The organism is Sphingomonas jatrophae (assembly GCF_900113315.1).
Classification (GTDB): Bacteria; Pseudomonadota; Alphaproteobacteria; order Sphingomonadales; family Sphingomonadaceae; genus Sphingomonas_P; species Sphingomonas_P jatrophae.
Genome location: NZ_FOZG01000003.1, coordinates 481,007 through 502,703, shown reverse-complemented (window position 1 = coordinate 502,703; position 21,697 = coordinate 481,007). Strand labels below are relative to the sequence as shown.

At 68.1% G+C, this 21,697-nt stretch carries 24 protein-coding genes; 8 read left to right on the top strand and 16 right to left on the bottom strand.

Annotated features, from left to right (window positions below):
* Positions 1–22 precede the first annotated feature (22 nt).
* Positions 23–670: a DUF938 domain-containing protein gene (locus BM360_RS17895; protein ID WP_093316812.1), complete on the bottom strand. Its 648-nt coding sequence runs from the start codon at positions 668–670 to the stop codon at positions 23–25.
* Between the two features lie 68 nt (positions 671–738).
* Positions 739–2,847, bottom strand: a complete 2,109-nt coding sequence (locus BM360_RS17890; RefSeq protein ID WP_093316810.1) for a TonB-dependent siderophore receptor — start codon at positions 2,845–2,847, stop codon at positions 739–741.
* 119 nt (positions 2,848–2,966) lie between these two features.
* Between BM360_RS17890 and BM360_RS17885 the strand changes: the two genes are divergently transcribed.
* From BM360_RS17885 to BM360_RS17870, 4 genes are read left to right on the top strand one after another with little or no spacing between them, the layout of a single operon-like run.
* A complete protein-coding gene (locus tag BM360_RS17885; RefSeq protein WP_423228923.1) occupies positions 2,967–3,704 on the top strand; it encodes an ABC transporter ATP-binding protein in 738 nt (245 codons plus the stop codon).
* Complete coding sequence (locus BM360_RS17880) at positions 3,701–5,119, top strand: DUF3526 domain-containing protein (RefSeq protein ID WP_093316807.1); 1,419 nt, start codon at positions 3,701–3,703, stop codon at positions 5,117–5,119. The genes BM360_RS17885 and BM360_RS17880 overlap by 4 nt, the downstream gene beginning before the upstream one ends.
* Positions 5,116–6,480, top strand: a complete 1,365-nt coding sequence (locus tag BM360_RS17875; RefSeq protein WP_093316805.1) for a DUF3526 domain-containing protein — start codon at positions 5,116–5,118, stop codon at positions 6,478–6,480. The genes BM360_RS17880 and BM360_RS17875 overlap by 4 nt, the downstream gene beginning before the upstream one ends.
* A 19-nt stretch (positions 6,481–6,499) precedes the next feature.
* Positions 6,500–8,269: a M14 family metallopeptidase gene (locus tag BM360_RS17870; protein ID WP_093317428.1), complete on the top strand. Its 1,770-nt coding sequence runs from the start codon at positions 6,500–6,502 to the stop codon at positions 8,267–8,269.
* 45 nt (positions 8,270–8,314) lie between these two features.
* Here BM360_RS17870 and BM360_RS17865 read toward each other — a convergent pair whose 3' ends face one another.
* Both BM360_RS17865 and BM360_RS17860 read right to left on the bottom strand, forming a co-directional pair.
* A complete protein-coding gene (locus tag BM360_RS17865; RefSeq protein WP_093316802.1) occupies positions 8,315–9,871 on the bottom strand; it encodes a cryptochrome/photolyase family protein in 1,557 nt (518 codons plus the stop codon).
* A gap of 59 nt (positions 9,872–9,930) precedes the next feature.
* Positions 9,931–10,719 carry a methyltransferase domain-containing protein gene (locus BM360_RS17860; protein ID WP_165611364.1) on the bottom strand — a complete coding sequence of 263 codons (789 nt, stop codon included), beginning with the start codon at positions 10,717–10,719 and terminating at the stop codon, positions 9,931–9,933.
* A 79-nt stretch (positions 10,720–10,798) separates the two neighbouring features.
* Here BM360_RS17860 and BM360_RS17855 point away from each other — a divergent pair, with 79 nt between their 5' ends.
* Positions 10,799–11,554 carry a DNA polymerase III subunit epsilon gene (locus BM360_RS17855; protein WP_093316797.1) on the top strand — a complete coding sequence of 252 codons (756 nt, stop codon included), beginning with the start codon at positions 10,799–10,801 and terminating at the stop codon, positions 11,552–11,554.
* 37 nt (positions 11,555–11,591) lie between these two features.
* Here BM360_RS17855 and BM360_RS17850 read toward each other — a convergent pair whose 3' ends face one another.
* The gene (locus BM360_RS17850; protein ID WP_093316795.1) at positions 11,592–12,791 is read right to left on the bottom strand and encodes a cytochrome P450; all 1,200 of its coding nucleotides are present in this window, start codon (positions 12,789–12,791) and stop codon (positions 11,592–11,594) included.
* A gap of 411 nt (positions 12,792–13,202) precedes the next feature.
* On the opposite strand from BM360_RS17850, the gene BM360_RS17845 reads away from it, so the two are divergent.
* Both BM360_RS17845 and BM360_RS19395 read left to right on the top strand, forming a co-directional pair.
* Complete coding sequence (locus BM360_RS17845; RefSeq protein WP_093316792.1) at positions 13,203–13,721, top strand: Arm DNA-binding domain-containing protein; 519 nt, start codon at positions 13,203–13,205, stop codon at positions 13,719–13,721.
* A gap of 693 nt (positions 13,722–14,414) precedes the next feature.
* Entirely contained in the window at positions 14,415–14,603 is a 189-nt protein-coding gene (locus BM360_RS19395; protein WP_131819298.1) for a hypothetical protein, read from the top strand.
* A 16-nt stretch (positions 14,604–14,619) separates the two neighbouring features.
* Here the strand turns inward: BM360_RS19395 and BM360_RS17835 are convergent, their stop codons facing one another.
* The 6 genes from BM360_RS17835 to BM360_RS17815 all read right to left on the bottom strand — a co-directional run bounded on the left by BM360_RS17835 (position 14,620) and on the right by BM360_RS17815 (position 17,309).
* On the bottom strand, positions 14,620–14,970 hold the full coding sequence (locus BM360_RS17835; protein WP_207544642.1) for a ribosomal maturation YjgA family protein: 351 nt from the start codon (positions 14,968–14,970) through the stop codon (positions 14,620–14,622).
* A gap of 477 nt (positions 14,971–15,447) precedes the next feature.
* Positions 15,448–15,630, bottom strand: coding sequence for a DUF6961 family protein (locus BM360_RS17830; protein WP_093316784.1), 183 nt, complete (start codon positions 15,628–15,630; stop codon positions 15,448–15,450).
* An 81-nt stretch (positions 15,631–15,711) separates the two neighbouring features.
* Complete coding sequence (locus BM360_RS17825) at positions 15,712–16,317, bottom strand: hypothetical protein (protein ID WP_131819297.1); 606 nt, start codon at positions 16,315–16,317, stop codon at positions 15,712–15,714.
* Positions 16,263–16,532 carry a hypothetical protein gene (locus tag BM360_RS19390; RefSeq protein WP_131819296.1) on the bottom strand — a complete coding sequence of 90 codons (270 nt, stop codon included), beginning with the start codon at positions 16,530–16,532 and terminating at the stop codon, positions 16,263–16,265. Before BM360_RS19390 ends, BM360_RS17825 begins: the two co-directional genes overlap by 55 nt.
* Positions 16,533–16,666: 134 nt before the next feature.
* Complete coding sequence (locus BM360_RS17820; RefSeq protein WP_093316779.1) at positions 16,667–17,053, bottom strand: hypothetical protein; 387 nt, start codon at positions 17,051–17,053, stop codon at positions 16,667–16,669.
* A 4-nt stretch (positions 17,054–17,057) separates the two neighbouring features.
* Positions 17,058–17,309 carry a hypothetical protein gene (locus tag BM360_RS17815; RefSeq protein ID WP_093316777.1) on the bottom strand — a complete coding sequence of 84 codons (252 nt, stop codon included), beginning with the start codon at positions 17,307–17,309 and terminating at the stop codon, positions 17,058–17,060.
* Between the two features lie 511 nt (positions 17,310–17,820).
* Between BM360_RS17815 and BM360_RS19385 the strand changes: the two genes are divergently transcribed.
* Positions 17,821–18,519, top strand: coding sequence for a hypothetical protein (locus tag BM360_RS19385; RefSeq protein ID WP_131819295.1), 699 nt, complete (start codon positions 17,821–17,823; stop codon positions 18,517–18,519).
* 55 nt (positions 18,520–18,574) lie between these two features.
* On the opposite strand, the gene BM360_RS17805 is transcribed toward BM360_RS19385, so the two are convergent.
* The 5 genes from BM360_RS17805 to BM360_RS17785 form a co-directional block, all read right to left on the bottom strand.
* A complete protein-coding gene (locus tag BM360_RS17805; protein ID WP_479725491.1) occupies positions 18,575–19,468 on the bottom strand; it encodes a carbon-nitrogen hydrolase family protein in 894 nt (297 codons plus the stop codon).
* A gap of 200 nt (positions 19,469–19,668) precedes the next feature.
* On the bottom strand, positions 19,669–20,481 hold the full coding sequence (locus BM360_RS17800) for an APH(3')-I family aminoglycoside O-phosphotransferase (RefSeq protein WP_093316772.1): 813 nt from the start codon (positions 20,479–20,481) through the stop codon (positions 19,669–19,671).
* 76 nt (positions 20,482–20,557) lie between these two features.
* The gene (locus BM360_RS17795) at positions 20,558–20,950 is read right to left on the bottom strand and encodes a VOC family protein (protein WP_093316769.1); all 393 of its coding nucleotides are present in this window, start codon (positions 20,948–20,950) and stop codon (positions 20,558–20,560) included.
* 71 nt (positions 20,951–21,021) lie between these two features.
* Entirely contained in the window at positions 21,022–21,222 is a 201-nt protein-coding gene (locus tag BM360_RS17790) for a hypothetical protein (RefSeq protein WP_093316768.1), read from the bottom strand.
* Positions 21,223–21,265: 43 nt separating this feature from the next.
* Positions 21,266–21,679, bottom strand: coding sequence for a hypothetical protein (locus BM360_RS17785; protein WP_131819294.1), 414 nt, complete (start codon positions 21,677–21,679; stop codon positions 21,266–21,268).
* Positions 21,680–21,697 lie beyond the last annotated feature (18 nt).

The window sequence follows — 21,697 nt, the reverse complement described above, 5'->3', positions numbered from 1 at the left end:
CCGCAGCCAGAGCATGAACCGATTAAGATACCGGAAGCGCGCTCCCGGTCTCGCCGTCCGGCCGGCGATGCAGCACCACGGTCAGGTTGTTCGCCGGCATCTCGACCACCCGGCTTAAGGTCAGCCCGTGCTCGCCGGCCAGCGTCACCACGTCTTCCAGCCGGCGCAGGCCCCAGCGCGCGTCGCGGCGGCGCAGGTCCGCATCGAAGGCCTCGTTGCTGGCGGCGGTCGGCACACCGTCCCGGCGATAGGGGCCGTAGAGGATGAGCGGCCCGCCGGCCGGCAGCAGCCGCGCCGCGCCGCGCATCAGGCCCTCCGTGGCTGCCCACGGGCTGATATGCACCATGTTGACGCAGAGGATCGCCGCGACGGGTCCGTCCAGCCAGTCCTCCGCAGCGGCGTCCAGGGCGAGGGGCGGCAGCAGGTTCGGCAATCGTTCGGCCGCCGCCCATGCCGCAATGGACGCGCGCGCGTCAGCGGATGGATCGCTCGGCTGCCAGCGGAGGCCGGGCAGGGCACGCGCGAAATGGACGGCATGCTCCCCCGTGCCGCTGGCAATCTCCAGCACGGTCCCCGAAGGCGGCAGCACCTGCCGCAGCACGGCCAGCAGCGGCCCGGCATTGCGTTGTGCCGCAGGCGAGCTGCGGCGCTGGTCGGTGTCTCGGCTCACGGGGCTGCTGCCTCTCCTTGTGCGCGGTGTGGATAGCAGCCCGGCCTGCCGCCTCCGAGGGTATGAGCCTACATCCGGATGGTCAGCGCGGCGGTGATCGAGCGCGGCGCGCCGGGATAGATCCACAAGGCACTGTAACTGCTCTGCGCGTAGGTCTGGTCGAGCAGGTTGTCGACCTCGACGCGCGCGGTCAGCCGGTCGGTCAGGGCATAAGCGGCGCTGGCCTTGACCTTGACGTAACGGCCCAGCCGCAGGTTGCCGCCATCGAGCGCTGCGGCGCGCGGCCCGACATAGGTTCCGCCGAAACTCAGGTCGAGATCGCGGCCCGCGACTGGCAGGCTGGCAAAAAGCTGCAGCGTGCCCGAGTGGCGCGGCACGTTCAGCACGTCGGCGCTCGGGAAGGCGGGATCGCGCGCTTCTGCGTCGGTGAAGGCGTAATTGCCGATCAGCCGCACCCCCCGCGCCAGATCGATCTCGCCGTCCAGCTCCACGCCGCGCGAGCGGATACGGCCGACCGGGGCGAGGAAATTGGCGTCCACCGGGTCCGTCGCGAGGATGTTGCGCTTGGACACGCTGAACCAGCTCGCTGTCACGCGGAGGGCGGGCAGGACGAGCTTGCCGCCAATCTCATATCCCTTGCCCGTCTCCGGTGCGAAGGCCTGGCCCTCGCGGCCGACGCTGGAATTGGGCCGGAACCCCTCGCCCCAGTTCGCGTGAAAGGCAAAACGGGGATCGGGCCGGTAGCGGACACCTGCGCGAAACTCGACGGGATCACGCGTCAGCCGGCTGAGCTGGCCCGAGCGGATATTGTCGATGCGCTGCTTCAGATGCTCGTAGCGCAGCCCCGCGACGACGCTCAGCGCATCGGTCGCCTCCCACATGTCCTGCGCATAAAGGGCGACGGCCTTGCGCCGTTCGTTGGTGACGGTGAACGGCGTCAGCGGGCCGGCAGTGCCGCCATAGACGGGATCGAACACGTCGATCGCATAAGGCCGTGCGGCGCTCGGCCGGAAACGCGTCTGATAGGTGTCGAAGTCGAGATCGTAGAAGGTGGCGCCGAGGCTCGGCCGATGCGTGCCGAACGCCTCCACCGTGCCGCGCACCTCCGCGCGTGCGGACCAGTCGGTCAGGTTCCAGTCGCGCAGGCGCCGCTGCCGCGTGACGATGCCGTTCACCGGCGCGGTGGACGTCTCGGTCGAGAAGCCGAAGATGCGCCCGTCGCGGTAGGCGCCGCCGCCGACCAGCGACCAGCCGCCGCCGAGATCCTGCTCCAGCGTCGCTTCATGCCGCCAGTTGCGCGAGGAAACGCGCCCGTCCGCCGGCTCTCCGAGGAAGCGATCGCGCGGCACGGCCTCGGCGTCGCCATTCACCGCCGGGATGCCGCGATCGAAGGGCGAGCGATACTGGATATACTCGCCCTGATAGGTGAGCGTGGTGCCGGGCGCCGGCCGCCAGCTCAGCGATGGCGCGAACAGGTGACGGCGCAGATCGACGAAATCGCGATAACCGTCGCTATTCTCCAGCGCGCCGACCAGCCGGATCGAGAGCGTGTCCGCCAGCAGCGATTCGACATCGCCCTCCAGCCGGTAGGTGGCGAAGGAACCCGCGCTGGCGGTGAAGACGCCGCCGGTGCGGAACTGCGGCTTCTTGGTGACGATGTTGACGAGGCCCGCCGGATCGACCGAGCCGAACACTGCGCCGACAGGCCCCTTCAGCACCTCCACCCGCTCGACATTGGCCGGATCGCGCGGCGGGCCGAAGCCGCGATTGGCAAGAAAGCCGTCGACGAAATATTCCGCGCCCGTGTCCGGTGTGCCGAGGAAGCCGCGGATCGCGTAATTGTCGCGCAGGCCGCCCAGATTGTTCTGCTGCGAAATGCCGCTGACGAGTTCCAGCGCATCGCTCAGCCGCCGCACGCCATAATCGTCGAGGATCGTGCGATCGAGCGCGATGCTCGCCTGCGACATGCGCTCGGTCACCACGTCGGAGCCATTGACCCGGTCGATGCGGCGGCGGCCGAGAACGACGATCTCGTCCACGTCGCTATGCTCATGCTCGCGCGCGGCAGCCGTGTCTTCCGCCGGCGCATCTTCCGCCACCGCGGGTGACCAGGCGCAGAGCGCCGTCAGCCCAACCCCCGCGAGACGCCAGTGTTTGATCGCGGCCAAGATGCGCATGTGTCTTTCCATGTCCCCGAAGCCCGGCGGGTCTTTGCCGGTTGCGTAATGATACACCGTCTCATAAAGGGACGATGCTGCAACGCAAGATGTTAAGGGCGAGACGCGATTTGACGATTATCGAAGGGACGAACGCGGCGATCCTGCTGAGCGGGGTGCGCCACAGTTACGGCCCCCGCGCCGTGCTGCGCGACCTCGACCTGACGGTGCGGCGGGGCGAGATCTACGCGCTGCTCGGCGGCAATGGCGCGGGCAAGTCGACGACGCTGAATGCGCTGCTCGGCTTCATCGCGCCGTCCGCGGGCGCCGTGCGGATCTGCGGCGTCGATCCCGTGACGCAGCCGGCGCAGGCGCGTGCGCTGCTCGCCTACGTGCCCGAGAGCGTCGCGCTCTACGATCATCTCAGCGCGCGCGAGAATGTCGACTATTTCCTCGCGCTCGCGGGCGCCGCGCGCGATCGCCCGTCCGTGATCGATCCTGCGCTGGAGGCGGTCGGGTTGCCGGTGCACGCCTGGGATGCGCGCGTGAGCGGCTTTTCCAAGGGCATGCGCCAGAAGGTGGCGATCGCGCTGGCGCTCGCGCGGCACGTGCCCGTGCTGCTGCTGGACGAGCCGACCTCCGGCCTCGATCCGCAGGCCACGCTGGAGTTCAACCGCCTGCTCGACACCGCGCGGGCGCGTGATGTCGCGGTGCTGATGGTGACGCACGATCTGTTGAGCGCGGTCGACGTCGCCGACCGGATCGGCTTCCTTGCCGACGGCCGCATCGATGAGGAGCGCACCGCCACGGCGGGATCGGCGCGGTTCGACCTCAACGCGCTGCACGCACGCTATGCGCAGCCGCGGGCGGCGGCATGAGCGCCGCCACGCGCATCGCGCGCGAGGAGTGGCGCGCGCTGCTCCGCAACCGGGCCGGTGTGATCGCCACATTGCTGTTGGTCGCGCTGGTGCTGGTGGCGAGCTTCGTCAGCATCGAGCGGCGCGACCGGATCGAGGCGGATCGCGCGCGCTACCAGGCGAGTGTCGATGCCGGGTTCGACCGGCAGCCCGATCGCCATCCCCACCGCATGGTGCATTACGGCCAGTTCGTCTTCCGCCCGATCGCGCCGCTCGCCTTCTTCGACGCCGGGATCGACAGCTATACGGGCAACACCATCTTCCTTGAGGGGCATCGCCAGAACAGCGCCAACTTCGCCGAGGCGCGCCAATCCTCGCTGCTGCTGCGGTTCGGCCAGCTCACCCCCGCCTTCGTGCTGCAGACGCTCGCGCCGCTGCTGCTCATCTTCCTGGGGTTCGCCAGCGTCGCGCGGGAGCGGGAGCGCGGCACGCTCCGGCTGCTGCTGGCGCAGGGGCTGGACGGGCGCACCTTGCTCGGCGGCAAGCTGCTGGCGCAGGCCGCGGTCGCGCTGGCGGTGGCCGCGCCCGCCTTTGTCGTGCTGGCTGGCTTCGCGCTGGCCGGGGTGGCCGGCTGGGGGGCGACCCTGCTGCTGATGCTGGGCTATGCCGCGTGGCTGCTGCTCTGGGCGCTGCTGGCGGTGCTCGTGTCCGCCTGGGCGCATGACTCGCGGGCGGCGCTGGCGGCGCTGATCGGGCTCTGGCTGATCGGCGTGATCCTGCTGCCCCGGGCGCTGCCGGAGGCGGCCGCCGCGCAGGTGGTGCTGCCGACCCGGATCGAGACGGAGATCGCGCTGCACCGCGATCTCGCCCGCATCGGCGACAGCCACGATCCCGACGATCCCTACTTCAACGGGTTCAGGCAGCAGGTGCTCGCCCGTTACGGCGTGTCGCGGATCGAGGATCTGCCGGTGCAATATGCCGGGCTGGTCGGCATGGAGGGCGAGCGGCTGAGCACCGCGCTCTACGCCCGTGCCGCCGCGGACAGTGCCGGCCGCGAAGCGCGGCAGAATCGCTTCGTCCACGCCTTCGCCGCGCTGAGCCCGCTCATCGCCATCCGGCAGGTGTCGATGGCGCTGACCGCCAGCGATCCCGCGGCGCATCTCGACTTCCTCGATCAGGCCGAGGCGTTCCGCTACCGTTTCGTCCAGACGCTCAACCGCATGCAGGCGGAGCTGATCCCCCATATCGGCGGCGAGGATCCGCGCGTCTCGGCGGACAATTGGAAGCGCGTGCCCCGCTTCGCCTATCGCAGCTACGATCCGCTGCGGGACGCCGGCGCCATCCGCCGCAGCCTGCTGGTGCTCGCCGGCTGGCTCGCCGGCTTGGGCCTGCTGTTCGCCGTCACCGCCCGCCGCATCGGAAGGGTCGCACGATGAGCCGTCTGTCGGCCGAGCTTCGCCTGATCCTCCGCTCGCGCATGGGCGTGGGATCGCTGCTCCTGCTGTTGCTGCTTTCGTCGCTCGCGGTCTGGTCCGGCATCGCGCAGATGGAGCGCCAGCGGGAGACGATCGCCCGCGTGTCCGGGGAGCAGCGCCGCGACTTTGCCGGCGTTGCTGCCACCCATGGCAAGCCCGACGGCGATGCCGGCTATGCCGCTTATTACAGCTTCCTGCTGACCCACGATGCGCCACCCCCGCTTGCCTTCGCCGCGATCGGCCAGCGCGACATCCAGCCGTTCGTGCTGCGCGTCCGCGCGCTCGGGCTCCAGCAACAGCTCTACGATGCGGAGGCGATCAATGCCGAGCTGGCGCTGCCCGGCGTGTTCGACTGGGCGTTCGTGCTCGTCTATCTGGCGCCGCTCATCATCATCGCGCTGATGCACGATCTGGTGACGGGCGAGCGTGAGGGCGGGCGCCTGCGTCTCCTGCTGTCGCTGCCCGGTCAGGGATTGTGGCGGCGGCGGATCGGGCTCCGCTATGCGCTGGTGCTGTTCGCGCTCGCTGTGCCGTTTGCCGTCGGCGCGATCGTCACCCACGCGCCCGTGGCGGGTACGGCGGCGATGCTGCTGGTCGCGGCGCTTTACCTCGCCTTCTGGGCCGGCTGTGCCTTGCTCGTCGGCACGGCGATGCGCGCATCAGCGTCTGCCGCGGCGGCGCTGATCGGCTGCTGGATCCTGCTGACGCTGGTCGTCCCGACGCTGGCCAGCGCGGCGATCGCGCGCGCCATCCCGGCCGCCAAGGGCATCGACCTGACGCTCGCCCAGCGCGAGATCGTCCATCACGGCTGGGACATCGCCAAGCAGGACACGTTCGAGCGCTTCTTCCTCAACCACCCCGAATGGCGCGGGCGCGAAGGATTCGAGGGGCGGTTCCACTGGAAGTGGCTATTCGCCATGCACCAGGTCGGCGACGAGGCCGTGGCGCGCGACGTCGCCGCCTACCGCGCCAGCCTGATCGCGCGCGAGCGGTGGAGCGAGCGCGTCGGCTATCTGCTGCCGGGTGTCGCCGCGCAGGGCGCCTTGCACAGGATCGCCGACACCGACCCGTTCGGCCAGTTCGCCTATCAGGACAGGATCGCCGCCTTCCACGATCGGCTGCGCCACTTCTTCTATCCCTATCTCTTTACCGACCGTCCGTTCACCCGCGCCGATTTCGCCCGCATGCCGACTTTCGCCCCGCGCCTGCCCTCGGGCGCGGTGCCGGCCGCGCCGCTGCTGGCGCTGGCCGTGGTCGCGGCGCTGCTGCTCAGTGCGGGCAGCCGGCGCGTCGCGCGGATTTCCGGCGCCGACCGCGCCTGACAGGAGTTCGACCTTCGTGATGCTTCCCCTTGCCGCCGGGCTGCTGGCGGGCCTCGCCACGCCGCCCGAAGCGCCGCCTGCCCGCGCGCCGCTCCCGCCCGTCATGGCCTGGCACGGCGCGAGTGAGCGCCTGATCGCACAAGCCGGCGACCCGTGGATCACGCCGGCCGAGCGCAACGGCTTTGCCGCAACGCCAAGCTATGCCGAGACGCGCGCGTGGCTGGAGCGGCTGGTCGCCGCCTCGCCGCTGCTCGCGCTCGAACGCTTCGGCACGACGCCTGAGGGCCGCGACCTGTTCTTCGTCCGCGCGCGGAAAGGCGCTGCGGGCAAGCCCGTCGTGCTGATCCAGGCGGGCATCCATTCCGGCGAAATCGACGGCAAGGATGCCGGGCTGATGCTGCTTCGGGACATTGCGCTCCGCGGCAAGGACGACCTGCTCGACCGGGTCGAGCTCGTCTTCGTGCCCATCTACAATGCCGACGGGCATGAGCGGACGAGCCCTTACAACCGCCCCAATCAGCGCGGGCCGAACAACCCCGGCAGCCGCTCCACCGCGCAAAACATCAACCTCAACCGCGATTATGCCAAGGCCGACGCGCCCGAGACGCAGGCGATGCTGCGGCTGCTCAACCGGCTGGATCCGATCCTCTATATCGACATGCACGTGTCGGACGGGTTCGATCACGGCTATGACGTGACCTACACCTTTGCCGGCTGGGGCCGGCACGTCCAGTCGAAGGCGATCACCGCCTGGCTCAACACGTCGTTCCAGCGCGGCGTCGACACGTTCGTCCGGCGCATGGGGCACAATCCGTCCTTCTATCCCAGTGCCATCGACGAACGCGATCTGAGCAAGGGCCTGCGCGTGGCGGCCGAGGGGCCGCGTTACTCGACCGGCTATGGCGATCATGCGCGCATTCCGACCGTGCTGGTCGAGATGCACTGCCTGAAGCCGTATCGCCAGCGCGTGCTCGGCGCCTATGCGATGATGGAGGGGGCGCTGCGCCATGTCGGCCGCGATGCGGCGGCATTGCGCACCGCCATCGCGGCGGATCGCGCCGATCGCCCGGCCGCGCTGACCGTCACATGGGCGCGGGACGAGACACCGCTGGCATGGGTGAAGTTCGACGGCATGGCGCTGGAGCGCTATCGCTCGCCGGCATCGGGGGAGGAGGAGGTGCGCTATGTCGCGCGTCCCCAGCCGCTGAAGCTGCCGATCATCGGTCAGAAGCCCGTCGCCAGCGTGGCTCTTCCGCGCGCCTGGTGGGTGCCCGCCAGCGCCACCGCGGTGATCGAGCGGCTGGATCTGCACGGCATCGGCTACGAGCGGATCGATGCGCCCCGCACGCTGGATCTCGACATGGTGCGCCTGGCCGATCCGAAGCTCGGCCCGGCAAGCGAGCAGCGCGTGATGATGTCCGGCACGATGCGGCATGAGCGGCGGCGCGAGACCATGCCCGCCGGCTCCGTGCGCGTGCCCTATGATCAGCCGAAGGGCCTGCTGGCCGCCGCGCTGCTGGAGGCGGAGGCGGTGGACTCGGTCCTTGTCTGGGGCTTCTTCCCCGGCATGCTCCAGGCCGCCGGCGGGATGGAGCGTTATGCCGGCGCACCGCTGGCGGAGCGGATGCTGGCCGCCGATCCCGCCTTGCGCGCCGCGTTCGAGGCGAAGCTCGCCGCCGATCCCGCGTTCGCCGCCGACGGCGCGGCGCGGCTCGACTGGTTCATCGCCCGCTCGCCCTATGGCGACAGCAGGCATCTCCTGTATCCGATCGGGCGCGAACTGGGCTGAGGCGGCGGCGAGGGCCGGCGCCGCTGCCTTCAACGCGGCAGCGGCTCAGTCCTGCCGCACCCAGCCACCGCCTGCCGGCACCAACCCGCCGAGGAAGGTTCGCGCGCTGTCGCGATAATCGGCCTGCCGCTCCGGGCCGAAGCGATCCCATGTCGCATACATGTTGCGCATCCGCGGATTGCCGCGGAACCGGCGCTCATGCCGGGCAAGGAAGTCCCAATAGAGCGCATTATAGGGGCACGCACCCTCGCCGGTCTTGCGCTTCACGTCATAGCGGCAGCGCCCGCAATAATCGGACATGCGGTCGATATAGGCACCCGACGATACATAAGGCTTGGACGCGATCACCCCGCCATCGGCGAACTGGCTCATGCCGATCACGTTGGGCAGCTCGACCCACTCATAAGCGTCGAAATAGACGACGAGGAACCAGTCGGAGATCGCCTTGGGATCGATGCCGGCGAGCAGCGCGAAATTGCCGAGCACCATCAGCCGCTGGATATGGTGGGCATAGGCCTCGCGCTTCGTCTGGCCGACGCTTTCCGCCATGCAGCGCATGTCGGTCTCGCCGGTCCAGTAGAAGTCGGGCAGCGGCCGGTTCGCCTCCAGCGCATTGCGCCCGGCAAATTCGGGCATGTCCCACCAATACATGCCGCGAATATATTCGCGCCAGCCGATGATCTGGCGGACGAAGCCCTCGACCGAGTTGAGCGGCGCGGCGCCCGCATCGAAGGCGGCGACGGCCGCCTGGCAGACTTCCAGCGGCTCCAGCAAACCGAGGTTCAGGCACAGCGACAGGCTGCTGTGATAGAGATAGTCCTGCCCAGCGATCATGGCATCCTGATACCGGCCGAAGTCGGGCAAAGCGGTCGCGATGAAGTGCTGGAGCGCCTCCGCTGCCTGCGCGCGGGTGACGGGCAGGCCGAACGGCTCCAGATCGCCGAAATGGCTGCCGAACCGTGCCGCCACCAGCGCCAGCACCTCGCGGGTGATCGCGTCGGGCGCGAACCGGCTGGGCGCGGGATAGTTCAGCCCGCGCGGTGGCGTGTCGCGATTGTCCTTGTCGTAATTCCACTGCCCGCCGACGGGCTTGCCGTTCGCCGTCATCAGCAGGCCGGTGCGCTGCCGCATCTCGCGGTAGAAGAACTCCATGCGAAGCTCGCGCCGGCCCTGCGCCCAGGCGTAGAAATCCGCCAGCGGACAGAGGAAGCGATCGTCGTCCAGCACGTCGACCGGCACGCCCGCCTCCGCCTGCCACGCATCCTGCTGCTGGCGCACGCGATACTCGCCCGCCTCGACGACGCGGATGGCGGCGGCCCGATGCCGCTCCACCGCGCGGCGGACCTCGCCGGTGAAGCTCTGCGTGTTGCCCGCATCGTCGAGCGCGACATAATCGACGCGCCATCCGTCGTTCCGCAGCGCCTCGGCGAAGTGGCGCATGGCGGAGAAGATCAGCGCGATCTTCTTCTTGTGATGGCGCACGTAGGTCGCCTCGTCCCACACCTCCATCATCAGCACCACGGCATCGCCGCGGTCGACATCGCGCAGGCTGGCGAGCGACATGGACAGCTGGTCGCCCAGCACGGGAATGAGGAGGGTCATGCCGCCCTAACGCATGATAGGCGATCCCGGCGCTAGGCCGCGGCCCCAGCCCCGATGTTTCAGAGCGGGCCCGACCGGATCCGACCTGCGACAAGGAAGGCGATATCCCAGACGATCGCGCCGCCGGCGGCGCGATGCTCGTCGGCCAGGCGCTGCGCCAAGGTCTCCGGATCGACCTGACCGGCGGTCGCGATGCCCTGCTCGACCATTCGCGGCAGCATCATCTGGGTGAGCAGGGGCAGGAACGACGGTTGGCCGGGATGCAGCAGGATGGCTTCGCCGCGCGCCTGCTCGATCGTGGCGCCCAGCTGCTGCAGCATTTCGCCCAGCCGCAGCGCCAGCCCGGTATCGCCTCCCTCCGCCGCAACGGTGCGCCAGTTCCAGTCGTAGAGCTGCCGGTGCAGCGGCAGGTCTCCCGATCCGGCAGGCAGGCCGGTGCGCGCATGTTCCTGGAACGCGAGGATGGCGCCGGGTCTGGCGAGCGCCGCCAGCTGCTTCAGCGTGTCGGCGGCGTCCGGAAGGTACATCAGCACGCGCCGGCCGACGATCGCGTCGAACGTGCCGAGATCCGGCAGAGGCGCGGCAAGATCGACGGCGCGGTACACGATCGGTGCAGCGGACCCGCCGGCCGCCACCGCCCGCGCCGCAGCCAGCGCCTGCTCGCTCCGATCGATGGCAACGACCTCACCGTCCGCGCCGACAAGCGCCGCGATCAGACGGCTGAGGTCGCCATTCCCGCAACCCACGTCGAGCACCCGCGCGCCCGGCTTGAGGCCGATGCTCCCGAAGAAGCGGGCGCTCGGCTCGTTGGCCGGGTTCGGAGGTGAGGCAGCAGTACAATGAGACATTGTATCATTATACCGAACATTCCGGGCAAGCCAATCGCCGTCCATGGCCGAACGACAGCCCGGCCCCCATATCGCTGGCATGACCCTGCCCCGCATCCGCGTCATCGACCTGGAGACCACCGGTTCCCGCCCGCCGGCGCACGGCGTGTGCGAGATCGGCTGGCAGGATGTCGTTCTGCATCCGAGCGGCCGGTGGCAGGTGGATGAGGAGCGGGGCGCCATCCTCGTCGATCCCGGCCGCCCGATCCCGCCCGTGACGATGGCGGTGCATCACATCATCGATGCGGACGTGGCCGGCGCGGGGTTCTGGCGCGACACCGCGCCGCCTGTGCTGCGGCCGGAGGGGGGCGTGCTGGCGCTGGCGGCGCATCGTGCGTCGTTCGAGCAGCGCTTCTGCACGCCCAACCTGGCGGGCGGCGCGCGCTGGATCTGCACGTGGAAATGCGCGCTGCGGCTGTGGCCCGGCTCGCCCAGCTTTTCCAATCAGGTGCTGCGCTACTGGCGGATGCCGCGCGGGCTGGATCGGGAGACGGGGCTGCCCGTGCACCGCGCGATGCCCGATGCCTATGTCACCGCGCATCACCTCCGCGACATGCTGAACCAGGCCTCGCTTGCGCAGCTGCTGGCCTGGAGCGACGCGCCCGGCCTGCTGCCGCGCGTTCCCGCCGGGCCAGACCGCGGCAAGAGCTGGAGCGAGGTGAACGAGGAGGCGCTGCAACGGCTCGCCCGCGACCGCGACGAGGACATGCGCTTCAGTGCGGAAACGGAGTTGCGCCGGCGTGGCGCGGGGCTGGAGAGGGTGGTGGCCGCGCCGGCGCAGGGCAGCCTGCTCTGATCCGATCAGCCTGCGCCATGCACGAAGCCCGGTCGCGTCAGACCTCCCACGTCAGCGGCAGCGAGACGCAGGCGCCGACATTGCCGCCCTTCATCGTCACCGTTCGCTGGGGATCGAGGCGAAACGGGGGAATCCGCACCAGCCATTCGCGCACGACGGCGATGATCTCCATCCGCGCAAGCCCCGCACCCACACAGCGATGCACACCGACGCCCATCGTCGTGTGCCGCGTGGCGTTCAGCCGGCGATCGAAGTGCACCGTTTCCGGATCGTCGAAGCTCAACGGATCGAGATTGTGGAGGACGCTGGGCAGGTAGACGATGTCGCCTTCCTTCAGCACCACGCCGTCAATCTCGACATCCTGCGTGCAATTGCGGCTGACCGACACGCTGGCATAGCGGCGCATCAGTTCGTCCACGGCATCAGGGATCGCGCCCGGATCGTCGCGCAGTGCCTGCTGGTCCGCGGGGTGGCGCGCGAGGTGCAGCGCGACGAAGCCCATCATCGCCGCCACGGTATCGAGCCCGCCAAACAGGATGTTGCGGCACATGCGGCGTGCCTCATCCATCGTCCAGGCGCGTCCGTCGACCGGCGTGGACAGGATGCGGCTGAGCAGGTCGTCGCCCGGACGCGCAAGCCTCTCCTCCACATAGGGCGCCAGATAGTCGTCGGCGGCCTGGCGCAACTGCTCCACCGTCATCGAGCCGTCCGGCCGGGTCAGCTGCGCGCCCAGCCCGCGCAGCATCGGCCGATCCGCACGCGGCAGGTCGACCAGCGTGAGGAAGATGTCGATCGGCAGGATCTCGGCGAAGTCGCTCACGAAATCGCACTGGCCCCGCGGTGCCAGCCCCTCGATCAGCTCGCGCGCATTGCCGATCACCTGCGGCTCGATCGCGACGATGAACCGGGAGGCGAAACCGCGCATCACGGCGTTCCGGAAGGGCGTGTGTTCGGGCGGATCCTGTTGCAGCGGGATGAACTGCATCAACGCGCCCAATCCGCGCGGCACTGCCAGCACGTCGCTCGACAGCCGCTCCGCGTCAGCCCACAGCGCCCGCACGTCCTCGCCCCGCGTCGCGATCCAGTGCCCACCGTTGCGCGGCGTCCAGACCAGCGAGCGCGCAGGCGAGCGCAGCGACAGCCAGGCCGCGTGGTAATCCTGCTCGACGCCGGGCGGGAAATAGATGTCGAAATCGACGACGCGATCGGCGGGAACGTGCGATGGCAGAACGGTCATGATGCGCCTCCGATACGGCGATCGGATCGCAACTTATCGACTGCGCGGATGCTGGCATTTGGATGAGGCGGATCGGGATGCGCCAGGCGAGCGATCGCACCGCCGAAAGCTATGGAGCGAAACGGAGAGGGTGAGGCGCCGCTGAGGGCGTTACTTGCAGATATTGTTCGCTTCGACGTCTTTACGGGAACCTCCGATCTGTCGGAGGTCGCTGGAGCGGGCGAAGGGATTCGAACCCTCGACCCCGACCTTGGCAACTTGGAGGTCAAGATGTTCATCGGACCTCGTAGGAAGGCACGTGCCTCGCTGTACTTACGTTTGTCAAGCCGCTAACAGCCCACTATGTTGCACGGCGTAGCAGGGGGGCGCAGTTGCTTGTTACCCCGCTAGTTACCCCAACCCCATGGTCGTGTGTTCTTCGTGGCCAAGCATAAGCTAATCGACCGCTGGATCCAAGCCGCCCGACCCGCATCCGCTGGTCGCCGCGAGATTGGAGATGCGCTCTGCCCCGGGCTCTATCTCCGCATCACCGTTACTGGCGTGAAGACGTGGTCCGTGGTGATCCGTGTGCGCGATCAGGTGCAACGCCACACCCTCGGACGTTATCCCGTGGTCACCCTGGCTTCCGCGCGAGAGCAGGCTTTGAAGCTGCTTCGCCATGCTAGCGAGGGTGGGGACCTGCCTGCCGACGCGGAGGCCGCACGGGCAGAGGCCGAGCGGGCGGCGGAAGACACGTCCGCCAGCTTCGGCGCGCTGGTGGATGCGTACGAGACGCACATCAAAGCCAATGCGCGATCATGGCAGATGATCGACAACAGCCTTCGCCGGGCCGAGGTGATGCCGCTGCATGCCAAGCGGGCGGACGAGGTCACCCGGCGCGAGCTGATGGGGGTGATAGACGGCATTGCCGCCGCCGGCACTTGTGAATAACCCACGCTGCCCATCGGCTGTATGACGAGTTCGGATAAATTTCAGGCGGTAGCGGTGCCAACGGTTGTTCTTTTCGCCTTAGTTGTGGTCAGTGGATTGTTCGCCCGACGCGTCAGCCAGTCTGGATGGCTTCTCATGGCGATTATCGTGTCTTCAGTGGCTTTATGGCCCTATCAGTTTGCTTGGCTGACAGGCGGAGTCTGAACCCGCTCTTCGTGCGAGCGTCCGTTTTCCACCAAGAGCAGACGCTCCTCGCAAGAGACACGCCTGCGGGTGGGCAGCGCCATCAACCGAACTTCACCTGTCGGCCACGAGTATCAAGAAAACGCCAAACACGGAGAGCGCCAAGGCGGTATAGAGAATCAGGGTTACGAAGAATAGGTTGGAGCTCTCACACCGCGGAACGACAGGCGGCGACTTACCGTAGACCTCGCCAGTCCGCGCTGCTCTGACGATCAACCAGCTAAGGCCGACGAAGAGGAGGAGAGCCGGTATCCATGCCATTGTTTTCGCGAGTAGGTCCTCGATGGATGCGGATGGAGACAATGTCGCATCCCGAGTAGATGCGTCAAGCGTTCGAAGGTCCGCTAACGCCCAATAGCGGACGTTGCACTATGACGGTATGAAGGGGCGTTCAGCAGGAGAGCGGCTTGGGGCACAACGGCTACAGTTGCGATCGGTGCAGCGGTTTTCGTGGTGCTGCTCATAGCCGACTACCTGTTCTACCGCTTGATGAGCCGCCTGCTTGTCAGACTGTTTGATTGCCTGCCGCCCTATCGGCCGGGCGCCCGCTATCGCTCGCAATCGACACCAGAACGGTATGCTGCGCTGCTCAAGCGAAGGAAAGTCCGCTTTCACCACATCTGGACGTTCGCAACCTAGGCCCCGCGCCTTGGTCCTAAGCCGATGCACCCCCACCTTCGCCACGCAGTCGGAGCCTATCGCCGGCAAACACGAGCGCTCCGCCCGCCGCGTATGCGAAGAAGTCCAGCAGATCGAACCCCGTTCCCAGGATGACGCGAGCGGCGGGCAGGTGCCCCAAGCCGATCGCGTCGACCAGCTGGAACAGCTGCGACACCTCCACCGCGCATGCCACGACAAGGGCGGCCAGCACCGACGCGCCGACGCCTAGCGGCGTGCTAGCCCGTAGGGTCAGGTAGACCAGGACCACCGCCAAGCTGTCCCCGACATGCGGCCGAATTATGCGGTCGTGCACGCAGAGCGCGATGGCCACCTCGGTCAGCAGCACCGCCAGTGCCGCAGCAGCGTAGGCGCGCTTAGGTTTAAGGGCAGGCGCGGCCCTGCGTGGGCGATCTGATGCGGACGTCATCGGAGCGGCATAGCCCGGCTCGCCGCAGACTCGATGCAGGGGGTGTTCGAATCATAGGGATTGAAGCAGTTGGAAGGTACCAGGGTCCTAACCAACGGGGCTCGCGGGGTCGCCGCGTGGCTGGGCCATCGGCTGAGCTGTTGTAATCGCTCAACTTGCGGAGTCGCGGGGCTGCGGGGTTATTCTTTATTCGAAATTAGAAAAGAGAGGGTAGGGGCAGCCCCTGCGGCGGGGGCACGCTGGTGCCGCGGCAGCCACCGCGAATACGCGCCAACCAACCCCGCGACCCCGCAGCCCCGCGCGGTGCTGCTAACCTGCTGGCTCGACTCGCTATTCTGCGCCGCGACACCGCGGGGCTCTGCCGGGGGCAGCCCCGCGGCGGCCACGCGCCGCCCGTCAGCAGCGCCCGGGCGCCGCCAGCATCGCCACAATGGCAGCCATGTCAGTGTATCTTCGCACCGCGCTTGTGTCGCCGAGGGCGGCAAAGTGCGCGATCCGCTCGCCGATCCAGAGCGGCGCGAGGTCGCCGAGGCACGCGTCGACGTGCAGCGCCTCGGCCCACTGATCCTGATCGTGCAAGTCTGCTGCTCCCCCGCGCGGCGCGGGCTTTAGGGGGATGGAGTGAGGAGGCCGGTGTGCCGGCAGGCACATGCGTGGCGATCAGACCACGTCCACCGTCGCCCCGACTTCCTGCAGAGCCGCCTGCACCTTGCGCGCGCGCGTCTCGCCGACGTCGCGCAGGATCGGCTTGGGCAGGTTCTGGCCGAGGCTGGTCATGTTCTTCATGGTCGTGATCTCGGGCACCTCGCGCACCAGTGCTTCGGCGAACCTGCGCGGGTGCGGTCCGGCGCTGACCAGCATCACCACGTAGCGGCGCCCCACCGCCGCGGGCTCTGGCAGCGCCGCGGCAGCAGCAGCCTCGCCCGCCAGGAGCCGCGCCTTCTGCCCCTCAAACTCGTCGGCCGTCAGAGCGCCCGCCTGCCGCATGTCCCACAGCTTGGTCAGCTGGTCGGCCGATCCCAGCGCCGCCTGCTGGCCGGCGCTCTCCCGCGCCGTCTGCCGCATGGCGTTGACCAGGTGCGCGTGCACGCGGGCCGCCGCCTGCCCGGGCTCCGCCAGCACCGGCTCGGCGCCGCCCGGCGCCGAGAAGAAGGTGATCACGTGCAGCGGCTCGTATCTGTCCTCCACCGTGACCCGGAGCGCCACGCCGGTCACCCGCTGGTGCGTGGTCTTGCTGCCCGACAGCCCGCCCAGCAGCGCGCCCACGCCGCCCAGCGCCAAGCCGCCGATGGCAGCGCCCGCCAGCTGCGAGCCGCGGTTGGTGGTGCTGTGCTGGCGCCGTTCTCCACCACCTCCACCAAGCTGATCTGCGCGAAGCCGTAGGGCTTCACCCTATCGCTGCGGCCGAGCACCACGCGCTTGTCGCGGAAGTTCACGCCGACGGTCGACTGGTCCACGGTGGACACGTACAGCTCGTCCATCAGCTAGCGCTTGCTGATGCTACCGCTGCGCTGCTTGGCGGCTTTCTGCTTGTCGGACTCGGCGGCGACGGCGACGCCGAACACGAGGACCAGCACGATGCCGAAGAGGATGAGGTAAATCATGGCCGGCCTCCTCAGTCGATCTGCTCGATGCTGCCGGCTTGCGGATTGACGCGGTAGGTCACGCGGTCCTTGCCGCTGCGATGCTCCGCGGACTTGGCGATGACTTCGCCGCCGCGCGGGTACATGCTGGTCACGCGGGCGCACAGGAAGCCGGCGCTGTTGATGGCGGTGGCCAACAGCTCGTTCCGGTCCATGCTGCCGATGGCCTCGGCGTCTGCGCCGTCAGGATCGGTGCAAGCCTTCTCGCGGAGGCGCTGCTTGCGCTCCGCCTTGGTCTCGGGCTTGCCGCAGCGCTCGCTCGGCAGGCTGGGCGGGCTGACCCGGGCGTCCAGCGTACGATCCTCGGTCACCAGCGTCGTGCTGGTGATATCCCGCGGGTCCATGCTGCCGAGCGGCACCCGATTATAGGTGATGACTAACCGCGCGCGCAGCTAGCTCGCGCTGCGCAACCCGTCCGCTGAACTGCGCCGGCACCCACTCGCGCTTGGAGCCAACGTCCTGCGTGGCCGGAGCCTTGATCGAGGTGATGCACCCACGGGCGTCGGTCAGCAGGGCAGTGGGCTGATGCCATTCGTCGTAGCCGCGCGCGTATGTGGCGCTGCCGGTCAGCTGATAGCCTCTATTGTCGGACGTGCGCTCGACGAACCACTTCACGTCCTTGGCGGCGGGCCCGCGCTGGCCTCAGCCGGTTAGCATCACCACGGCGACGGCGAGGGCGACCACCAGGTTGGATCGGTTGATTAGGCGCATCGTCAGTCTTTCCCCTATTGCAGGGGAGGTGCCGCTCGCCGGCTACGCCGCCCCTATGTCCGTCGGGGCGGCGGCCGAAGCCGGATGTTCAGAACCTGGAGGAATCAACAGGCGCATGCGCCTTTGGGCCGAAGCCTTGGACATGCGCGCATGCCACCCTGCCTCAGGAGCATCCTGAAACCGGCTGATTCCTTCCGGGGTTCTGACGCCCGACAGCCCGGCTTTCACGGACGGCGCCGGAACATTGGTTCGGCGCGGCGGCGTCGGCAAGTGACGGTGCCGCGATCCGCTTGCCGCAGACCCTACCGGCCTGCCATCTGGCACCATGTCGCGCCCACAGAAGCCCGCCAGCCCGCCGCCACCGGCCACGCGTATCCCAACGCTGCCTGCCCTGATCGCCGCGGCCGCGTCGCCCGTGGTGGCCTTCTACGGGGCCGGCTACCTGCTCGCGTTTGGCTACTTCCTCGGCATGGGGCCGGGGCTGATGACCGGCTTCTCGCTCAGCGAGCTGGCGCTGGTCGGCTTCGCGCGGCTGTCGGGCGAGGTCGCGGTTGGAGCGTTCCTGGCCTTCTTCATGGTGACCGCCGCGCATCTGCTAGCCGCGTGGACGCCGAAACCGCGCACCGCCAAGCACGCCGAGCGGTTCGCCGGCGCGGTGTCCGCCGCGGCCGCCGTCGCCATCGTGGCGGCGAGCTGGCACGCCGGCTTCCTGGCGGCCCTGCTGGGCGTGGTGGCGGCGACCATGTCGGTTGTGTTCGCCGCCGCCTCCCGCTCGGCCGCGAGGACTGGCTCCGCCGGCCGGGGCACCCCTGGCTTGGATGCTGCCGGCCATGCTGCTGGTGCTGGGCTTGCCGGCGCTCGGCGAGGCGGGCTTCCGCCAGGCGAGCGAGGACCGGCGCGCGCATTGGATCATGGTGGAGCGGGCAGGGCGGCCGGTCAGGGCCAAGCTGCTGATGCTGGGCGCGGCGGCGATGATCTACGAGGCGGGCGGTCGGCGGTATCTAGGAGGGCCGAGAGGCGAGGGGGCGATCGAGGTTGGTGCTGTGGCGCCTATCAGGGTGGCGCAGCCACCGGACCGTATCTATCCCGCTATGCGAGACGCGGCCCTTTGTGAAAGCCGCGAATCGATACTCGCCGATGCCTCAGCTGCGACGAGCAGGGGCGTTGAGTCAGGCGGTGGTAAACACAGTGCCGCTGCGAGGGGTCTCATCAACGTGGAGGCTGAAGACGTCTGGCCGCGAGTAATGACCTACCACGTCTAGATCATAGCGTGCCTGGATCAACTCGCCGATGTCGATCTCAGCGGTCAGCAGGCCCGTTTCGCGCTCCAGTGGACCAGCCAGCACGTCGCCGAGAGGGCCGACGATCATGCTACCGCCGCCGATCAGCGGTCGATCGGCGTCCCAGTGCTCGACCGCTATCTCCAACTCGGCTGGAGAGGGTTGAACTTGGCAGCAGCTTATGACGAAGCAGCGCCCCTCATGCGCGATGTGGCGCATCGAGCTGCGCCACACATCTCGCTCGTCCACGGTTGGTGCACACCAGATCTCGACTCCTTTGGCATACATGGCAGTGCGGAACAGCGGCATGTGGTTCTCCCAGCATATCGCCGCTCCCAGCTTGCCTGTGGCACTTTCCACCACCGGCATTGTCGAGCCATCGCCTTGCGACCAGATCAGCCGCTCGGTGCCTGTTGGCATCAGCTTGCGGTGCTTGGCCACGACGCCGCGGCCAGGCTCGATGAAAACCGCGGTGCAGAACAGGGAAGATCCAGCACGCTCGATCACGCCCAGCACCAGCGTCGCGTTGGTCCGTGTGCTCAACTCGCTCAAAGCTGCGAGTTCCAGGCCGTCCATGTCGACAGCGTTCTGGTAGTAGCGCGCAAACGCCTCCCGACCTTCCGGCATCCGGAAGCCCAACCGAGTGCCGAAGTGCTCGCCCTTGGGGTAGCCTCCCAGCAGCGCCTCCGGCATCACGACTAGCCGCGCGCCGGTAGTGGCGATGCGTCTCAAAAGCGAGCACGTTGCTGAGCGTGGCAGCCTTGCCCGCGTAATCGGAGCCAATTTGGAGTGCGGCAACAGTCAACTTACTCATCTCGCGGCTATAACCCGCTCGCACGCGGAACCCAACATACTTGAACACCTCCGATCGGGCGTTTCGAATGGCCGGGAGATCGGCGCGGCCAATCTCAAGGCAGTGGAAAAGGGATGCTCTGCATCCCCAACCCGCTTGAATGCTCGGCGGCTTGGATCTCCGTCGTGTGCTAGAATAGCTCGTCCAGAAGAAGGTGGAACTGAAGCTTGCCGGCGTCGGCACCAGCGATCCCGTATTGTACAAGCAGCCTGTCTTGCAGGGCTTGGTCAAACTGCCCGAGGTCGCGCCACAAGATGGCAAGGTCCTGGTATCGGTCAGCGACACCAACCCTGCCAGCATCGATGCAGCCGATCACGTCGCCACCCAGCAGCAAGATGTTGTCGAGCGAGAAGTCGCCGTGAGTGACCACGGGATCAAACTGCATCGGCAGCAAGCGCTGCATCGCATCCCACACCTGTTCTGCTGTCCAGCCTTCGCGCTCGTCGTCGAAGTCATGCTCATCGATCAAGCCCGCGTCGATGCGTTCGCGTGCTTGAGCAAGGCGGTAAGCGTGGTCGCTGGTAAAGGGGCACGCACTGAGCGGGATTGCATGCAGACCACGTAGAAACGCCGCGAGCGCATCGACGATGCCGACGCGGGCATCCGGATGCGCCTCCAGAAGCTGGTACGCGGTCTGCCCGGGCAGCGCCTTCATCAACAACCATGCCTCGTCCTGCGTGGCGACGAAGCCTTCGACGGCTGGGGCAGGAACGTGCTTCGCCAGCCAGCGCAGTCGAACCATCTCGTCCGTTATGTCGCTGGCGACGGAGCCCCGCCCATGCTTGAGGAACAGGTCAGGGACGCCGCTTCTGCCATGCAGCCGGTAAACGGCTCCGCCCGACTCCCCGACGCTATCTCGGGCCCATTCATACCCGAGCACGGCTGGGGACAGGCTCGCCGGCACTGAGATGGCTGCACATGCCTGTTCCCGATCAGGATCCATCTTCTACCCACCTAAGTGAACAGCTTACGGCAATCGAGCCGCAGTCCGGGCGGGCCCGCTCACCGGGCGGCACCGGTCATATCCTCGCTGGCTCTATCAAGTCCCACCTGTTCCCATAAAGGTCCTCGAACACGGCGACCATGCCGTACGCCTCGCGCCGCGGCTCCTCAACGAACCGCACCCCGCGCTGGCTGTACGCCGCGTGATCGCGCGCGAAGTCGTCGCTCTCAAGGAACAGGAAGACTCGTCCCCCGCTCTGATCGCCCACTGCTCGCTGCTGGCGGTCGTCAGCAGCGCGAGCGAGCAGCAGCCCTCCGTTGTTGCCAGGTGGTGCCACCACCACCCAGCGCTTGCCGAGGCCAAGGGCTGTGTCCTCGCGCAGCTCGAAGCCGAGCACGCCCACGTAGAAGCTGATCGCCTCGTCATAGCCTCGGACGAGCAGGGCGGTCAGGCTCAGCCTCTGCGGCATGCGCGTCTGCTCCGGCTACGATGCGCGGATCGGCGCCCACGCGGATGACGATCCGTCAGGGACGCACTGCGTCATGCCTTAGGCGTCACCCACACCGACACTGGCACCACCACCTTGCCGGGCGCCGGCTTGCCGACCTCCACCCGGTCGGCGGTGACCAGCTCCCCGCTCTCCAGGTTGAAGGAAGCCCAGGGCTTCGGCATGCGCCCGAAGGTCATCTTCTGGATGGGCTGTCCGGTGGCGGTGTTCATGATGGTGGCGACGACAGGCATGCTGGCGCGGTAGGCGGCGGAGCGGGGGGCTGTCCAGCCGGCGCTACGGCGACGGGAGCACCGTCTCCACGCTGATGACGGTCGGCGTGGGCACAGCCTCCGGCGCGGGCTGATCTGCCGTTAGCATCACAGCCTGGATCGTGCAGTCTGCCCCGCCGAACTGCTTGATCCAGCATTGCTCCTTGAGCACGGCGGACCTCGGCATGCCCTTGTCGCGGGCCATCTCGGCGAGACGTCCAACGGCGGCGCGGCTTACCTGGTCAACGCGGTCGAACGGACCGCCCCGTGCCGACACGCGGATGCGGCCGTCCTTCTGATACGTGCTGGTGAACTTGACCTCCGGGCCGGAGTTGGTTCTCTTCTTACCGAAGAGCCATTCCTGTGCGGTGGCCGGAGTGCTGATGGAGCAAGCCGCCGCGAGCAGCATCGCCGAGAAGTGCGCTGATCGTCCGAACAAGTCATCATCCTCACAGTC

What these genes read in the sequence shown, in the direction of transcription:
- BM360_RS17890 (WP_093316810.1), bottom strand. Translation starts at nt 2,847, where the DNA reads ATGCGCATCTTGGCCGCGATCAAACACTGGCGTCTCGCGGGGGTTGGG.
- BM360_RS17880 (WP_093316807.1), top strand. Translation starts at nt 3,701, where the DNA reads ATGAGCGCCGCCACGCGCATCGCGCGCGAGGAGTGGCGCGCGCTGCTC.
- BM360_RS17875 (WP_093316805.1), top strand. Translation starts at nt 5,116, where the DNA reads ATGAGCCGTCTGTCGGCCGAGCTTCGCCTGATCCTCCGCTCGCGCATG.
- BM360_RS17870 (WP_093317428.1), top strand. Translation starts at nt 6,500, where the DNA reads ATGCTTCCCCTTGCCGCCGGGCTGCTGGCGGGCCTCGCCACGCCGCCC.
- BM360_RS17865 (WP_093316802.1), bottom strand. Translation starts at nt 9,871, where the DNA reads ATGACCCTCCTCATTCCCGTGCTGGGCGACCAGCTGTCCATGTCGCTC.
- BM360_RS17860 (WP_165611364.1), bottom strand. Translation starts at nt 10,719, where the DNA reads ATGTCTCATTGTACTGCTGCCTCACCTCCGAACCCGGCCAACGAGCCG.
- BM360_RS17855 (WP_093316797.1), top strand. Translation starts at nt 10,799, where the DNA reads ATGACCCTGCCCCGCATCCGCGTCATCGACCTGGAGACCACCGGTTCC.
- BM360_RS17850 (WP_093316795.1), bottom strand. Translation starts at nt 12,791, where the DNA reads ATGACCGTTCTGCCATCGCACGTTCCCGCCGATCGCGTCGTCGATTTC.
- BM360_RS19390 (WP_131819296.1), bottom strand. Translation starts at nt 16,532, where the DNA reads ATGGACGAGCTGTACGTGTCCACCGTGGACCAGTCGACCGTCGGCGTG.
- BM360_RS17800 (WP_093316772.1), bottom strand. Translation starts at nt 20,481, where the DNA reads ATGGATCCTGATCGGGAACAGGCATGTGCAGCCATCTCAGTGCCGGCG.
- BM360_RS17795 (WP_093316769.1), bottom strand. Translation starts at nt 20,950, where the DNA reads ATGCCGCAGAGGCTGAGCCTGACCGCCCTGCTCGTCCGAGGCTATGAC.
- BM360_RS17790 (WP_093316768.1), bottom strand. Translation starts at nt 21,222, where the DNA reads ATGCCTGTCGTCGCCACCATCATGAACACCGCCACCGGACAGCCCATC.